Source organism: Streptomyces sp. NPDC043996 (assembly GCF_056435225.1).
Window position 1 is genome coordinate 246,024 of the sequence record NZ_JBWKEY010000007.1, and the last position, 15,489, is coordinate 261,512.

Annotated in this window: 14 protein-coding genes and 1 pseudogene; 5 read left to right on the forward strand and 10 right to left on the reverse strand. The window is 73.0% G+C overall.

Annotated features, from left to right (window positions below; genetic code table 11):
* Nucleotides 1-22: 22 nt before the first annotated feature.
* Together AC07A4_RS20375 and AC07A4_RS20380 are read left to right on the forward strand one after the other, a co-directional pair.
* Nucleotides 23-565: a cupin domain-containing protein gene (locus AC07A4_RS20375; RefSeq protein ID WP_478600462.1), complete on the forward strand. Its 543-nt coding sequence runs from the start codon at nt 23-25 to the stop codon at nt 563-565.
* Nucleotides 562-960, forward strand: a complete 399-nt coding sequence (locus tag AC07A4_RS20380; protein ID WP_478600463.1) for a VOC family protein — start codon at nt 562-564, stop codon at nt 958-960. The genes AC07A4_RS20375 and AC07A4_RS20380 overlap by 4 nt, the downstream gene beginning before the upstream one ends.
* A 13-nt stretch (nt 961-973) precedes the next feature.
* Here AC07A4_RS20380 and AC07A4_RS20385 read toward each other — a convergent pair whose 3' ends face one another.
* The gene (locus tag AC07A4_RS20385; RefSeq protein ID WP_478600465.1) at nt 974-1,819 is read right to left on the reverse strand and encodes an NAD(P)H-binding protein; all 846 of its coding nucleotides are present in this window, start codon (nt 1,817-1,819) and stop codon (nt 974-976) included.
* A gap of 97 nt (nt 1,820-1,916) precedes the next feature.
* On the opposite strand from AC07A4_RS20385, the gene AC07A4_RS20390 reads away from it, so the two are divergent.
* Nucleotides 1,917-2,594, forward strand: coding sequence for a TetR/AcrR family transcriptional regulator (locus AC07A4_RS20390; RefSeq protein ID WP_478600467.1), 678 nt, complete (start codon nt 1,917-1,919; stop codon nt 2,592-2,594).
* Between the two features lie 27 nt (nt 2,595-2,621).
* On the opposite strand, the gene AC07A4_RS20395 is transcribed toward AC07A4_RS20390, so the two are convergent.
* The 7 genes and pseudogenes from AC07A4_RS20395 to AC07A4_RS20425 all read right to left on the reverse strand — a co-directional run bounded on the left by AC07A4_RS20395 (nt 2,622) and on the right by AC07A4_RS20425 (nt 8,668).
* A complete protein-coding gene (locus tag AC07A4_RS20395) occupies nt 2,622-4,082 on the reverse strand; it encodes an FG-GAP-like repeat-containing protein (protein ID WP_478600469.1) in 1,461 nt (486 codons plus the stop codon).
* An 86-nt stretch (nt 4,083-4,168) separates the two neighbouring features.
* Nucleotides 4,169-5,635 carry an FG-GAP-like repeat-containing protein gene (locus AC07A4_RS20400; RefSeq protein ID WP_478600471.1) on the reverse strand — a complete coding sequence of 489 codons (1,467 nt, stop codon included), beginning with the start codon at nt 5,633-5,635 and terminating at the stop codon, nt 4,169-4,171.
* Between the two features lie 159 nt (nt 5,636-5,794).
* Nucleotides 5,795-6,325, reverse strand: coding sequence for a DUF6879 family protein (locus tag AC07A4_RS20405; protein ID WP_478600474.1), 531 nt, complete (start codon nt 6,323-6,325; stop codon nt 5,795-5,797).
* Nucleotides 6,326-6,355: 30 nt separating this feature from the next.
* Nucleotides 6,356-6,816, reverse strand: a pseudogene (locus AC07A4_RS20410) (DUF6879 family protein).
* A gap of 100 nt (nt 6,817-6,916) precedes the next feature.
* Nucleotides 6,917-7,537, reverse strand: a complete 621-nt coding sequence (locus AC07A4_RS20415) for a DUF1707 SHOCT-like domain-containing protein (RefSeq protein WP_478600476.1) — start codon at nt 7,535-7,537, stop codon at nt 6,917-6,919.
* Nucleotides 7,538-7,541: 4 nt separating this feature from the next.
* On the reverse strand, nt 7,542-7,859 hold the full coding sequence (locus AC07A4_RS20420; RefSeq protein WP_478600479.1) for a DUF397 domain-containing protein: 318 nt from the start codon (nt 7,857-7,859) through the stop codon (nt 7,542-7,544).
* Complete coding sequence (locus AC07A4_RS20425) at nt 7,856-8,668, reverse strand: helix-turn-helix domain-containing protein (protein ID WP_478600482.1); 813 nt, start codon at nt 8,666-8,668, stop codon at nt 7,856-7,858. Before AC07A4_RS20425 ends, AC07A4_RS20420 begins: the two co-directional genes overlap by 4 nt.
* A gap of 423 nt (nt 8,669-9,091) precedes the next feature.
* On the opposite strand from AC07A4_RS20425, the gene AC07A4_RS20430 reads away from it, so the two are divergent.
* Nucleotides 9,092-9,730, forward strand: a complete 639-nt coding sequence (locus AC07A4_RS20430) for a helix-turn-helix domain-containing protein (protein WP_478600485.1) — start codon at nt 9,092-9,094, stop codon at nt 9,728-9,730.
* Here AC07A4_RS20430 and AC07A4_RS20435 read toward each other — a convergent pair.
* Complete coding sequence (locus AC07A4_RS20435; RefSeq protein ID WP_478600488.1) at nt 9,727-11,166, reverse strand: FG-GAP-like repeat-containing protein; 1,440 nt, start codon at nt 11,164-11,166, stop codon at nt 9,727-9,729. The two genes, AC07A4_RS20430 and AC07A4_RS20435, sit on opposite strands and share 4 nt — an antisense overlap.
* Before the next feature lie 170 nt (nt 11,167-11,336).
* Between AC07A4_RS20435 and AC07A4_RS20440 the strand changes: the two genes are divergently transcribed.
* Nucleotides 11,337-14,726, forward strand: coding sequence for a tetratricopeptide repeat protein (locus tag AC07A4_RS20440; RefSeq protein WP_478600491.1), 3,390 nt, complete (start codon nt 11,337-11,339; stop codon nt 14,724-14,726).
* Here AC07A4_RS20440 and AC07A4_RS20445 read toward each other — a convergent pair.
* Complete coding sequence (locus AC07A4_RS20445; protein WP_478600494.1) at nt 14,674-15,465, reverse strand: helix-turn-helix domain-containing protein; 792 nt, start codon at nt 15,463-15,465, stop codon at nt 14,674-14,676. The genes AC07A4_RS20440 and AC07A4_RS20445 overlap by 53 nt on opposite strands.
* Between the last annotated feature and the right edge of the window lie 24 nt (nt 15,466-15,489).

The following is a 15,489-nucleotide window of genomic DNA, read 5'->3' on the forward strand; positions in this document are numbered from 1 at the left end:
TTTCAGCCATAGAGTTCTGATCATGAACGAGAACGCAGCCACCGCGAACACCGACACCGACACCATCACCACCGCCGCCCAGCCGGTCCTGACCCGCCACGCCGACGCCGAGACCTGCGCCGACCCGAGCAGCGTCATGACCCTCCTGGGCGAGACGGGCGGGGCCGCGGGCTTCACCAGCTACCGCTCGACCTTCGCCAAGGGCGCGGTCGGCGCCCCGGCCCACTTCCACACCAGGGCCAGCGAGCTGTTCTTCGTGGTCAGCGGCTCCCTCCAGGTCCTCGTGGGCGAGGAGATCACCATCCTGAACGCGGGTGACTTCCTGGCGGTGCCGCCGCACACCCCGCACGCCTTCGCCGCGGCCCCGGGCTGCGAGGCCGACGTCATGTTCGTCTTCACGCCGGGCATGGGCCGCTTCGACTACCTGCGCCTGCTGAGCCGCGTGCTGCGCGGCGAGGCCGACTTCAAGGAGATCGCCGAGTCCGGCGAGCGCTTCGACAACCACTACGTCGACAGCCCGGTGTGGGCCGCCGCCCTGGAAGCCGCGAAGGAGGCCGCGAAGTGATCGACGCGACGACGCATGTGCGCGTGGCCCGCCCCTCGCGGGACCTCGCCGCCGCCGAGCGCTTCTACGTGGACGCCCTCGGCCTCGACGTCCTGTGGCGGTCCACCGCGCGCGAACCCGGCAAGCACGACCTGCTGATGGTCGGCCCGAAGGGCGGCGCCTGGCACTTCGAGCTGACGCACGACCCCGAGCGCCCGGTGGAGCCGACTCCGACGGTGGACGACCTGTTCGTGGTCTACCTGGGCGAGCCGGTGGACGAGTCCCTGGTCGCCCGGCTCACGGAGGCGGGCGGCATCCGGGTTTCCGCGCACAATCCGTACTGGGACGAGTTCGGCGTGACCGTCGCCGACCCGGACGGCTACCAGCTGGTGCTCTGCTCGCGGACGTGGGGCTAGACGCCGCACTGCCTTAGCGGAAGGCGGGCAGATTGCGCGCCACCCAGTCCGCGAAGGGGCGGGCCGGACGCCCGGTGACCCGCTCCACGTCCCCGCTGACCTCCCGCTCGGCGGGCAGCGGGACGCCGAGGACGTCCAGGGTCCCGCCGATGGCCTCCTCCGGCATGAACCGCGCCAGCTGGGCGTGGGCCTGCGCGCGGGACAGCTCCACGAACGCCACCTCCTCGCCAAGCGCTTCGGTGATCGCCGCGGCCTGCTGGCGCGGGCTGATGACCTGAGGGCCAGTCAGTTCGTACGTACGCCCGAGGTGTCCGTCCTCAAGCAGTGCGGCCGCCGCGACCTCGGCGATGTCCGCCGGGTCGACGACGGGCAGCGCCACGTCCCCGAACGGGGCCAGGACCGTGCGCTCGGCCCGGACCGCGTCGGCCCAGGCGAAGGCGTTGGAGGCGAAGCCGCTGGGGCGCAGGACCGTGAAGCCGAGTCCTGAGTCGCGCACGGCCGCCTCGAACTCCCGCAGCCGGGCGTGCGAAGGGGCCTCGGGCCGGGTCGAGTTGAGCTGCGACGACACCAGGACGACCCGCTTGACGCCGGCCCGCGCGGCCGCGTCGAGCAGGGCGTCCGGGTGTTCGCCGTGGCTGTTCAGCTCGCCGCCGAGCAGCAGGAAGAGCGCGTCCGCGCCGTCCAGGACCGGCCGCATGGACGCCGCGTCCCCGACGTCGGCCCGCGCGTGCCGGACTCCGGCGGGAAGGTCCGCGGGCGCCTCCCGCCGGGACGCCGCGACGACGTCCTCGCCCGCGTCGGCCAGCAGGGGAACCAGCGTCCGGCCGATGTTGCCCGTCGCACCCGTCACAACGATCATCGCGATCTCCATGAGTTGATTAGTAAGTTAGTTGGCTGACTCACTCGCCAGGCGAGAACGTAGCACGGGCGTTCGGTGCTTGCCTATAGTGAGTTGGGTGACCAACTCAGTGAATCCCGGGCCGCAGCCGAAGTCCGGGCCGAAGTCCGGGCCGAAGCCGGAACAAGGCGCGGAACAGGGCGCGAAGCCCAGGGCGCGCGGCGCCGACAAGCGGCGGCGGCTCGCGGCCGCGGCGGCCCGGGTCCTGCACGAGCGGGGCGTCGAGCGCACCACCCTCGCCGACATCGCGCGCGCGGCGGACGTGCCCGTGGGCAACGTCTACTACTACTTCAAGACCAAGGACGACCTGGTCCGGGCCGCGCTGTCCGAACACACCGCGCGCCTGGACGAGATCACGGCGGGCCTGGCGGAGCTGCCGGACCCGCGCGAGCGCCTCAAGGCCCTGGTCGCGGCCTGGGTCGGGCAGCGCGAGACGGCCGCCCGCCACGGCTGCCCCACCGGCACCCTGGCCGTGGAACTCGACAAGCGCGACGACGGCGGCGGCCTCGACGCCGAGGCCGCCGCCGTGGTCCGCCGCCTGCTCGACTGGGCCGCCGACCAGTTCCGCGCCCTGGCCCTGCCGGGCGCGGACCCGGAGGCGCTCGCCGTCACCTTCGTCTCCGGCTACCAGGGCATGTCGCTCCTGGCCAACGCGTTGCGGGACCCGGAGATCATGACCCGGGAGGGGGCGCGGCTCACGGCGTGGCTCGACGGCCTCGGGGAACCGGCCGGGTGAGAACCCGGCCGGTTCCGGAGGCGAGGGTCAGCGGCCGACCCACGCGCCGAAGTAGCCGCGCTCGGTCGGCGCGCCGAGGGCGGCCGGGCCGAAGGACGCGGCGCCGGACGTCGTCAGGCCGGACTTGGCGCCCTTGAGGAACCAGGCCGCGCCGACCTCGTTGACGGTGGTGTCCTCCCCGGGCGCGGTGATGGTCAGGTCGGCCTTCTTGTCGCCGTTGACGTCGGAGAGCGTGCCCGCGGCGCCGAAGCCGTCGCCGGTCTCGGAGACGCCGGGGACACCGGCGGTGGACTGGGTGAACAGCTGGGCGCCCTTGCCGCTGAGGCCGGTCTTGGCGCCCTTCAGGAGGGTGACGCTGCCGGTGTCGTAGGCCTGCTTGTCGCCCACCTTGATGTCCTCGCCGGGGGCGCCGACGGCGATGTCGGCGTAGCCGTCGCCGTTGACGTCGCCCGCGCTCAGTCCGGCACCGAAGCCGTCACCGCGGTGGTACTCGCCCTCGCCGGGGATGGGCCCGCCCCGCTCGCCCGTGCCGGGCACGCCCGGGCTGTCCTGGGTGATCTTCACGCTGCGGGTGGCGCCCGGCCCGTTCTTGCTGCCGTAGTCGACCCGGACGGTGCCCGGGTCGTCGGACTGCGCCTCGCCGTCGCCGCTGACCGCGCGGGTCACGAAGTCGCCGTAGCCGTCGCCGTCGACGTCCGCGACGACGCCGCCCCGGGACGGCTTGAGGGTCCTGCTGGAGGTGCCGCTGAGACCGTTCCCGGTGCCCTTCCAGAACCGGCTCGCGAGCGGTCCGTCCTCGTCGCCGTTGTTGATGACGAGGTCGTCGGCGCCGTCGCCGTTCATGTCCCCGGCCACCAGGTCGAGGACTCCGGGCTCAGCGGGGACGCGCACGCCCTGCTTCCTGGCCGGGTGGCCCTGGCCCGTGAACGGGCCGTAGGAGACGGTCATGGTCGCCTGGTCGTTGCCGTGCACCGGGTACGCCTCGGTGATCAGGTCGCGGTGCCCGTCACCGTTGAAGTCCCCGGCCGTGATGTTCCCGTAGGCGCCGTTCGGGACCTCGGCGGAGGCCCCGGTCAGGCCGTTGGCGGACCCCCACAGCAGGACGGCCTTGGCCTGGAGGTCGCCGCTGACGACGAGGTCGGAGTAGCGGTCCCCGTTGAAGTCGCCGACGACCAGTTCCTGGCCGAAGGTCTCGCCCTCGGTGGCGTCGCCGGGAACGCCGGGGGTGTCGCGGTGGATGAGGCGCGGGTGCGCCGTGTCGGGCCCGTTCTTGGACCCGGGTACGACGGCCACGTACCCGGCGCTCTTCGTGCCACCGGCGGAGCCGTACGCGGCGCCGATCGCGAGGTCGGCGTAGCCGTCGCCGTTGAAGTCGGCCACCGGGGCCTTGGGGGGCCTGGGCGCTGCGGACGCGGTGCCGGTCGCGGCGAGCGTGAGCGGCGCGGCGAGCGCGGCCGCCGCGACGGCGGCTATGAGGGATCGGCGCACTTGTTTCTCCTGAGGTGTGCGTGCGGGGGCCCCGGCGGCTGGACGCGCGCCGGGGCCGTTGCGATGAGGGTGGTTCGGTACGGGCGTCAGCGCGCGAGGCGCTCGCCCAGGCGGGCGCCCTTCTGCGGCGCGCCGAGCGCGGCCGGGCCGAAGGACGTGGTGCCGGAGGTCGTCACGCCGCTTGCCGCGCCCTTGAACGCCCAGACGGCGCCCGAGTTCAGGACGGTGCCGTCCTCCCAGGGGGCGGCCACGGTGAGGTCGGCCTTCTTGTCGCCGTTGAGGTCGGAGAGCAGGACGCGCATGCCGAAGCGGTCGTCCTTCTCGGAGGCGCCGGGGACACCGGCGGTGGACTGGGTGAAGGCCTGCGCGCCGGTCCCGCTGAGGCCGCTCTTCGCGCCCTTGAGGACCACGACGCTGCCCGCGTCCTCGACGTTCTTGGTGCCCGCCTTGACGTCCTCGCCGGGGACGCCGACGGCGACGTCCGCGTAGCCGTCGCCGTTGATGTCGCCCGCGCTGATGTCGTAGCCGAACATGTCGCCGTCGTTGAAGTCGTCCGGCGAGGTCTCGCCGCCGCCCTCGCCGACGCCCGGCACGCCCGGTGAGTCCTGGGTGATCTTCGCGGTGCGGGTGGCGGCGGGCCCGGCCGCGCTGCCGTAGTCGACGCGGACGGTGCCCGCCTCGCTGTCGTTGTCCTCCTGGGAGGTGCCGTTGTCGCGGGTGACGAAGTCCCCGAAGCCGTCGCCGTCGACGTCCGCGACGGCGCCGCCGATGGACGACTTCAGCGGCGTGGACGTGGGGCTGATCCCGTCCTTGGTGCCCTTCCAGAACTGGCTTCCGTACGCCCTGTCCTCGAAGCCGTGGCTGGAGACGAGGTCGTCGACGCCGTCGCCGTTCAGGTCACCGGCGACGAGCTCGTGGACCTCGCGGAACGCCCCGGCGCTCACGGCGGCCTTCCCCGCGGCCTCGCCGCCGCGCGTGAACGGCCCGTACGAGACGGTCATGCCCGACTCGTCGCTCTCGGGCCCGGCCTGGAACTCGCTCGTCACCAGGTCGCGGTGCCCGTCGCCGTTGAAGTCGCCGGACGAAAGACGCCCCCGGGTCATGGGGAACTCGCTGGCGGCGCCGGTCAGGCCGTCCTTGGAGCCCCACAGCGCGACGGACTTGGTCGCGAACCCGTAGTCCGAGACGACGAGGTCGGTGTACCCGTCCCCGTCGAAGTCCCCGACGGTCGTCTCCTGCCCGAAGGCCTGCCCCTCGGCCACGTCCCCGGGCACACCGGCCGTCCCCCGGTGGATGAGACGCGGGTGCGCCTTGTCGGGCCCGCTCGCCGACCCGTACACGACGGCGACGTACCCCGCGCCCTCCTTGCCGCCCACGGTCCCCTCCGGCGCGGAGACCGCGAGGTCGGCGTAGCCGTCCTTGTTGAAGTCGGCCACGGGGGCCTTGGCCGCCCTGGGGGCCTGCGGCGCGGCGGTCGCGCTGCCGGTCGCGACGAGCGCGAGCGGCGCGGCGAGCGCCGCCGTCGCGACGGCGGCGATGAGGGAACGACGCACTGTTCCTCCTGTGACGTGCGATGACGTGCGTGAATGACGCACACAAGACCGCTCAGGGGGCGTGACGGTTGTACACCGGGGGGAAATCTTGACGAGGCCCGGAAGACGCCTGCCGGTCGGCGGACTTGGCCCCGGGCGCCACCGCCCTTCGGGGCGGGCTCAGACGCGGTACCGCTCGTGCGGTACGCCCCGCTTCCATACGGCCTCGAAGGCGGCCGACGCGAGTTGGGCCACGGCCGGTTCCGTCCGCACTTCCCAGCCCGGTTCCGACCAGTCGCCGTCCCCCGAGAAGTGGTTGAAGAGCACGGCCTCGCCGTCGAACACCCAGCAGTCGTTTCCGGGCAGCGCGATGTCCGACGCGCGGCGCCTCGGCAGCCAGCGGACGTCTTCCCCCGCGTGGACGTTGACGACGGTGCCCGCGTGCTCGTACCGGATGTAGTCGGTCACCGGCTCCGATACGACGCGGGCACGGCGCACGGCGACGCCTCGGGCGACCGTGCGCTGGATCAGCTCCACCCAGGGCGTCCAGTAGGCCGAGCCGGGGTCCACGTCCCGTTGCCCGGTCCGCTTCCACGCCTCGAAGTCGTCCGCCTCGTCGCCCACGCCGTAGGCGTCCCGCATCTCCAGGTGGACGGCCGAGTGCCGGGCAGCCGCCAGCAGTTCGCCGAAGCCCGGCTCGCTCCGCGCCATCGCATGCCCTCCGCGATCAGGTTCCGTTGCTCAGACTGGCTGGTACTCCTCGTGCGGGACGGCGCGTTCCCAAACGGCCTCGAAGGCCGTGGAGCAGAGGCGCGCAAGCGTCGGGTCCGTCGTACGTTCCTCGTCGCCCTCGGGGGACAGCTCGCCGTCCCCGGTGAAGTGCAGGAACACCACGAGCGTGTCGTCGATGAGCCAGAAGTCGTTGCCGGGCAGCGCCAGGTCCGAGGCGCGGCGCCTTGGCAGCCAGCGGACCTGTTCACCCGCCGACACGTTGCCCGGCGTGAAGTCGTGCTCGAACCGGAGGTAGTCACTCATCGGTTCCGAGAAGATCCGGGCCCGCCGGACGGCGACGCCACGGTCCGTGATCTGCTTCATCAGCGACAGCCACGGGCGCGACGCCGGGTCGCGCCACGCGGCCACGCTGCCAGGGTCCTGCGACCAGGACACGAAGACCGGGTCGGACCGCATGTACCCGTCCGCATCTCCAGGTGCACCGCCGAGTGCTTGGCCTGACGGAACAGGTCCTCAAACGTCGGTTCTTCCTGCGTCACCGCTCACCTCTCAGGAGTACGGCTCGTACGGTCACGCCTTGCCGCGCCGCTGCCACAGTCGGCGGCGCGGGGCCTTGGCCACGATGTCGCCGCCCTTTGACCTGCCGGTCAGCATGATGCGCAGGCGCACCGGCGTCTCCGGTCCCGGGGGCGGCGGGATCTTGATCTCGCCCCTGCTGTGCGTGATCCCGTCCGCGTTCACCACCACCCCCGGCGGCGTCACCAGCGTCAGGTTCCCGCCCATCCGCAGGTCCACCGCCATGTCAAGCACGCTGTACGTGATCACCGCCTCGGTGAAGTCCAGCTTGAGGTCGGTGAACATCAGCCGCACCTCCATCCGGCGCGGCACCTGCCACCGACCCGTACGCTCCCTCTCCCCGAACCGCTGGTCGATCCTGAGCACCTCGCGCGCCTGCGGCGCGATGCCCTCCTGGGGGAGGTCCACGGTCAGCGCCGACAGGTCGGCGTACGTCTTGGCCGCCATCGCCGCCTCGACGCGCTCGTCCAGCTCGGCGACCGTCAGCCGGCCGTCGCCCGCCGCGACCCGGAGCAGCTCCACCACCCGGTCCCGGTCCTGGTGCGACACCCGTATCTCGGGCGCCTGGTTGCGTCGGCGTGAGGAGTCGTCTGCCCTAGAGATTTCGCCCGTCATGCCTTCAGTGTGCCGTCGCGAAGGAGACGAACTCAGCCCAGGTCGCGCTTTCGACGGTGAGATGTGGGCTGTTCTTGTTCTTGGAGTCGCGTACGTGCACCGTGGCGGTGGGGGTGGATATGGCGACTTCTACGCAGTCGGGGCCGTCGTTGCCGCTATGGCTGCTCTTGTGCCATTGCAGGGCGACTTCTACGCAGTCGGCGTCGTCATTGCCGCTGTAGCTGCTTTTACGCCACTCCAGGGCGACTTCGACGCAATTGGGCCCCTCATTGCTGCTGTAGCTGCTCTTGAACCAGTTCAGCGTGGGGGTGCTGGGGGTCATGTCTCTTCTTCCCTCACTTTCTCGATGAAGGCCAGTGACTCCCGGGGCGAGAGTGCCTGCGCCCGGATCATGCCATAGCGCATTTCCAGGACTTGGACGTCCCGGGGCTCGGTGATCAGTCGGTCGTGCAGCTGAGCTGCGACGTGCCCGATGGTCTTGCCGCCCCGGAGCTTCAGCAGCCGGAACGAGCCCATCATGGCTGCGTGGTCCTCTTGGCGTGTAGGCATGACCTGGATGGAGACGTGCCGCAACTTGCCCATCTCCAACAGATGTTCGAGTTGCTGTCGCAGCACCATTCTGCCCCCGATGGGCCGTCGCAGCGTCGCTTCTTCCTGGACAAAGGTGACCTCTGGACGAGGTGTGCGTTCGAAGAGGACCTTCCGCGCCATGCGAGCGGCTACGTGTCGTTCCACCTCGTCTTCCGTGTAGGCCGGTCGTCGCATCGCGTACAACGCCTGGGCGTATTCCGGCGTTTGTAGCAACCCATGGACGTGCAGGCTGGCGTAGGAGCCGAGATCGACCGCCTCGTCCTCCAGCTTCTTCAGATCCCGAACGTTCTTCGGATACCGGGCCTCCTCCACGTCCTTCTTCATTGACGAAATCTTGCCGTTCGCCCCCAGGACCTCATCCGCCGCGTCCAAGAACTCCGGCTTCGGAATCCGGCGCCCCCGTTCCACCGACGCCACCATGTCCGCGCCGTACCCGATGGCCGCCCCAAGCTGCGCCTGGCGCATTCCCGCCGCCTCGCGCCACACCTTGATCTGGCGGCCCACCGCCTTGAGTACCGCCGTCGCTTCCTCGTCTTCCATGCGGCTCCACCCTCCGCTTGCGCGTACTTGGGCTCTGCGGCGACCAGAGTAGACAGGAGTGACCCGGCGTGACGAGTTGACCGCGTCGTGTGAATCCAGGACCCGGTGGCGCCCGACGCCAAAGACAAAGAAACGTAGGGAGTACCCACCCCACCCCACCGGCTTTCGGCTCACCCTCAGGGGTGAACATGGCCAATTTGGCTGGCATATCCGGTAGTTGATGGTGCAGCGTCGGCGCCGACAGCCGTAGACATGAAACGGTCCTCGCCAGGGGCTGGCACCCCCAGGCGAGGACCTGTTCACCGAGGAAGTAGACCCTTCCCGATGACTGAGCAACAGCCTAGCGCGCCCCCGCGCCTGGAGTCCGGGCCCTCTGGCCCCGGACTCCACCACGTAACCGAACCACACACCGAACGCTTCACAGTGGTCGGAAACGATCTCGCCCAGCACACAGAACTGTCACTGACCGCCATCGGGTTGGCGCTGCACATCCAGTCGCTTCCCTCCGGTTCCCGGATCGGGATCAAGGCGCTGGCGCGGCGGTTCCCCGAGGGGGAGATCCGGATCGCCGCCGCGTTACGGGAGTTGGTGGACCACGGGTACCTCGCCCGCGAGAAGACGCGGCTGCCGTCGGGGCGGATCGTGACGCGGACGGTGTCGTACAACAAGCCACGGCGCGCGGCGGCACGCGAGCCGGGCCCCGCACGGGTGCGGGCCAGTACCGAGCTGCTGCTCGGGCTGCGGGCGCACGACCCCCGGCTGCTGCTGTCCGAACGGGACGTACGGCGGCTTGAGCCGGGCGTCGAGGCCTGGTTGGCGCGGGGCGTACCACCCGATCTCGTGCGGCAGGCGCTGACGAACGGGCTGCCTGAGGGGGTGATCCGGTGTCCGGGCGCCCTCGTGGCCCACCGGCTCACCGCCCTGCTGCCACCGGCGCTGCCCGTCCAGACGAAGGCCCCGCCGCCCGACCCCGTCCAGAACTGCGACGGCTGCGACCGCGGCTTCCGGGCGGCGAGACCCGGTCGGTGCCGGGACTGCCGCCCATACGGGGCGGTCGCCTAGCGGTTGAGGCGGTCGCCGAGGCTCGCCTGCTTCTCGGGGGCGCCGAGCGCGGCCGGGCCGAAGGAGGTGATGCCGGTGGTGGTCAGGCCGGAGGGCGTGCCCCGGAAGACCCAGACGGCGCCGCTGTACTTGTGGGCGGCCGCCTCCAGGGGCGCGGCGACGGTCAGGTCGGCCTTCTTGTCGCCGTTGACGTCGGAGAGCAGGACGCGGGAGCCGAAGCGGTCGCGCTGCTCCGAGGCGCCGGGGACACCGGCGGTGGACTGGGTGAAGGCCTGGGCGCCGGTGCCGGTCAGGCCCCGCTTGGCGCCCTTGAGGAGGACCACCGCGCCCGCGTCGCGGACGTTCTTGCCGCCCGCCTTGACGTTCTTGCCGGGCACGCCGACGGCGACGTCCGCGTAGCCGTCGGCGTTGACGTCGCGGGCGCTGAGCGCGGCGCCGAACTGGTCGCCGTTGTCGTACGCGTCGCCGACGTACCCGCCCTTGGCGCTGGTCCCGGGGACGCCCGGGGTGTCCTGGGTGATCTTCTTGGTGCGGGTGGCGGCGGGGCCGGACGCGCTGCCGTAGTCGACGCGGACCGTGCCCGCGTCGGAGGTGTTGTCGTCGTTGGTGCCGCCGTTGTCGCGGGTCACGAAGTCGCCGTAGCCGTCGCCGTCGACATCGCCGACCGTGCCGCCGGTGGACGTCTTGAGGGACTTCGGCCGGTGGCTGAGGCCGCTCTTGGAGCCCTTCCAGAAGCGGCTCGCGTAGGCGTTCTCCTCGAAGCCGTGGTTGGTGACCAGGTCGTCGACGCCGTCGCCGGTCATGTCGCCGACCACGTAGTCGTCGGTCTGATGGCCGTTGGGGATCGCTATCGCGTCCTTCCTGGCCGCCTCACCGGCGCGCGTGAACGGGCCGTACGCGACGGTCATCCCGGAGTCGTGGTCGCTCTCGTCGTCGTCGCCGTAGTCCCCGTTCACCAGGTCCAGGCGGCCGTCGCCGTTGAAGTCGCCGACACCGGGGCCGAGTGACGTCGCGAACCTGGTCGCCGACTCCGACAGGCCCTTGGGGGAGCCCCACAGGGCCAGGGTGGTGCGCGGGTTCACCGAGACCAGCAGGTCGCTGTAGCCGTCGCCGTCGAAGTCGCCCGTCGTCAGCTGGTCGCCGAAGTAGCCGTACTCGATCGCGCCGCCCACGGCAGAGCCGTCGATCAGCCGGGGGTGCGCGCGGTCGGGCCCCTTCTTCGAGCCGTACACCACGGCGACGTACCCCGACTCCTGCTTGCCGTCGACGGTGGCACGCGGGGCGCCGAGCACGAGGTCGGCGTAGCCGTCCTTGTTGAAGTCCGTGACCGGCTGGCGCGGCTTCACCGGTGCCGCCGACGCGGTTCCTCCCGCGGCGAGCACGAGCGGCGCGGCGAGCGCGGCGGCCGCCGACGCGGCGATGAGGGAGCGGCGCACTGTTCCTCCTGAAGGTGTACGAGATCCTGCGGACGGTGCCTGACCTGGGCAGAAGCCGTCGTACGCAAGACCGGTGAGAGGCGGTGACGGTTGTACGGCCCGTGGTCCGCGCCGTGCGCGGCGCCTGGGTGGAACACTGGTCCGCCACAGGCGCGGGGCAGGGGAGGCCGATGACCGAGCCGTCGATGCAGGAGCTGATCCGGAGCCGCAGGCGGGCCGGGTTCGTGGGGCGGAGGGCCGAACTCGCCGCGTTCCGGGAGAACTTCGAGATCCCGGTCGCCGATGAGCGCCATCGATTTCTCTTTCATGTGCACGGTAATGCGGGGGTGGGCAAGACCTCGCTGGTGCGTGAGCTGGAGCAGCTGGCGGGGCGGCGGGGCGCCCTCACCGCGTACCTCGACGAATCCGTCGGCAGCGTGCCGGAGGCCATGGCGGCGGTCAGCGCCGAGTTCGCCCGCGCGGGCCGCCGGTGCAAGGAGCTCGACCGGATGCTGGCCACGCACCGCGAGCGGCGGCACGAGGCGGAGATGGCGGCCCTCGTGGCGGCCGCCGACCCCGGCCAGGACGGGGGCGCCGCCCCGCCCCCGTCGACCGGCAGCGTCACGGCGGCCCGCGCGGGCCTGGCCGGGCTCGGGCTGCTGCCCGGTATGGGGGCGTTCGCGGGCGCCGTCGACCCCGAGCGGCTCGCGCAGGGCGCCGACCGGCTGCGCGCCGGGCTGAGCGCGCGCTTCCGCAATCAGGAGGACGTCCAGCTCGTCCTGTCCCCGGAGCGGGTCCTGACCCCGGTGTTCCTCAGCGAACTGACCGAAGCCGCCCGCGCCTTCCCCTGGGTCGTGCTGTTCCTGGACACGTACGAACGCACCGGGCCGTTCCTCGACGGCTGGCTGTGCGACGTGATGACGACGGACCGGTACGGGGCGCTGCCCGCGAACCTCGTCGTGGTGACCGCCGGGCAGCAGCCCTTCGACGCCGCCCGCTGGGACGGCTACCTGGACTTCATGGCGGACGTCCCGCTGGAGCCGTTCACGGACCTGGAGGCGCGCGGCCTGCTCGCCGGGAAGGGCGTGACCGCCGAGCCGGTCGTGGCGGAGGTGCTGCGGCTCTCCGGCGGCCTGCCCGTCCTGGTGTCCACGCTCGCCGAGAGCCGCCCCGCCGACCCGGACGACGTCGGCGACCCGTGCGCCACCGCCGTGGAACGCTTCCTGAAGTGGGAGCAGGACCCCGTACGGCAGGCCGTGGCCCTGGCCTGCGCGCTGCCGCGCCGACTCGACGAGGACGTGTTCCGCGCGGCCGTGGACGGCGTGTGCGCCGACGCCGACGTGCCCGGTCTGTTCACCTGGCTGCGAGGGCTGCCCTTCGTCAGCGACCGGGGGCGCTGGCTCGCCTACCACGACGTGGTGCGCGCCCCGATGCTGCGCCTCCAGCGGTGCCGCTCGCCGCGCGGCTGGGCCGAGCGGCACGGCAGGCTTGCCGCGACCCTCGGCCGCTGGCGCGCGGAGGCCGAGGCGGGCCTCGGCGCGGACACCCCGTGGGGCGACGAGCGGTGGCGGGGGCTGCGGCTCGCCGAGTCCTACCACCTGCTGTGCGCCGACGAGCGGGCCGCGCTGCCCGCCGTCCTCGGCGACACGGTCATGGCCTGCGCCCGGGGTGAGGCCGTCGCCCGGCAGTGGTCCAGGGCCCTCGCCGACGCGGGCGCCGACACCGGGGGGCGCGCGGCGGGTGAGTGGGGGCGCGACCTGCTGGCCGCGCTCGACCGCGACGACCTCGCGATACCGCTCGGCCTGCTGCTCGACCGGGCCGGTCTCGACACCCGGCAGCGGGCCCTCGCCCACGCCGTGCGCGGCCGGGTCCGCCGCGACAGCGGCGCGTACGACGCCTCGCTCGCCGACTACGGCCGGGCGCTCGCGCTCGACCCGGAGCTGGTGCGCGCCTACCGGGGCCGGGCCAGCACGCACGCCAAGCGCGGCGACTACGCCGCCGGGATCGCCGACCTGGACCGCGCCGACGCGCTCGCCCCCGACCAGGTGCTGACCCTCAGCACCCGGGGCGAGTACCACCGGGTCTTGGGTCACCACGACCCGGCGCTCGCCGACCTCGACCGCGCCCTCGACCTGGACCCCGCTTACGCGTTCGCCTGGGCTTCGCGAGGCGTCGTACGGCACAGCCTCGGACGGCACGACGAGGCCCTCGCTGACCTCGACCGCGCCCTGGAACTGAAGCCGGATTACGCCTGGGTGCTCGTGCGGCGCTCACGGGTCCATGGGGTCCTCGGGCGGCGCGAGCCGCAGCTCGCGGACCTGGACCGGGCGGTCGACCTGGCCGCCGACTGGCCGTTGGTGTGGGGCGCGCGCGGCGACGCGCTGCGCGTCATGGGCCGCCTGGAGGACGCCGTCGCGGACTACGACCGCGCGATCGGCCTCGACGACGGCTACGCCTCGGGCCACGGGGGCCGTGGCGCCGCCCTCGTCGGCCTCGGCCGCGCGCGGGAGGCCCTCGTGGCCCTCGGCCGCGCGCTCGAACTCGACCCGGACCGGGCCTGGTTTCTGGGCCAGCGCGCCTGCGCCCACCTCGTACTCGGCGACCACGAGCGGGCCCTCCCCGACTCCCGCCGGGCCACCGAGCTGTGGCCGGAGTCCCCGTGGACTTGGTACTTGCTGGCGGTGGTCCTGAAGCGGACGCAGCGGTACGAGGACGCCCGCGCGTACCTGGACCGGGCCCTCGACCTCGACCCGGACTACGGGCCCGCGCTGTCCTTGCGCAGCCAGGTGCACTCCAAACTGGGCGCGCGCGAGCGGGCTCTGGCGGACCTGGACCGTGCCGTGGCCCTCGACGAGGGCTCCGTCGGGCGCCGCCAGGACCGCTGCATCATGCGCATGCAGGCGGGCCGCCTGCTCGCGGCCGCTGAAGACCTCGACTACCTCACGGCCGCAGGCGACTCCGCCGAATGGGTGCGCCGCACGCGGGCGGCCGTCCACCTCTGGCAGGGCCGCGCCGAGCGGGCGTACGAGATCCTCGACGTCGACGGCGGGGCCGCCGCGAGCGCCACCGCGCACGGCGCCATCGTGCTGGCCCACGCGTGCCGCAGGACCGGTCGGTGGCAGCGGGCCCGCGCGGCGGCGTGGGACCTGCGCGCGCACGACGAGGCCCTCGGTGCGATCGCCCTCGCCCTGACGGTGAGCGGCTCCCAGGGCCTGGCCGTGGCCCGCCCGGCCTGGCGCGACGCGCACCGGCTGCTGCGGTCCGACGCGTGGCCACCAGCCGAGGACGACTACCTGCACGCGGTGATCGCCGCCGCCCTCGGCGACTGGCCCGCGCTCGACGCGCGCCTGGCCCGCTGCGTCCCGCTCGCCGCGTCCCACGTGAGCTGGGTGGATCGCGCCGAACTCGCCGACCTCCTCACGGAGCTGCTCGCCGCCCCCGGCGCCGACCCCGTCCTCCTCGCCCCACGCGCGGCCCGCGTGGCGGAAGCCCGCGACGCCTTCCAGGCGCGGTACGCGGAGCCGCCCGCTAACCCTGACGCGTCTGCACCAGGATCGCCGCGCCCGACGGCTCCGGGGTGAGCAGCAGCGTCATCGCGTACGAGGCGGAGGTGCCGTCGCCGACGGCGAGTTCCACCGTGCGGGGCGTGAAGTCGCCCACCGACCGGCAAGCCCACCAGGCGTCCAGCTCGGGGCGTTCAGCGCTCAGCAGGGCCGTGACGGCGTGGCCGCGCGCGCCCGGGGGCTCGCGGTCGGCGCGGGTGCGGAAGTGCCGGTACAGGTCCAGGAGCAGGGGCTGCCAGGCGGGCAGGACGCGGTGGTGGGCGGGGTCGGTGGCCAGGAGCAGCAGGAGGTTGCGGCGGGCGGGCCGCGCGAGGGCCGGGTCGGGCCACACGGCCGCGTACGCCGCGTTCCAGGCGAGGATGTCGAAGGCGGGGGAGAGGAGGAGGGCCGGGGCGGTGGGCCAGCTGTCCAGCAGGTGCGCGAAGTCGGGTGGCGGGGGCGTCGGGGCGGCCTGGGGCGCGGGGGCGTAGCCCGCCAGGGCGAGTGCGTGGCGGTGGGATGCCCCGTCCAGGCGCAGGGCGCGGGACACCGCGTCCAGGACCTGCCGGGAGGTGTCCACCCGGCCCTGCTCCAGCCACGTGTACCAGGCCACGGACACCCCCGAGAGCGCTGCCACCTCCTCGCGGCGCAGGCCGGGCGCGCGGCGGCGGGGCGTGCCGGGCAGCCCCACGTCGGCCGGGGAGAGCCGCTCGCGGTGCGCCCGCAGGAAACCCCCGAGCTCACGCCGGGGCGCGTCCGTGCCCGTCGACCCGCTCAACCTGTTACCTCCGCTCACCCCATG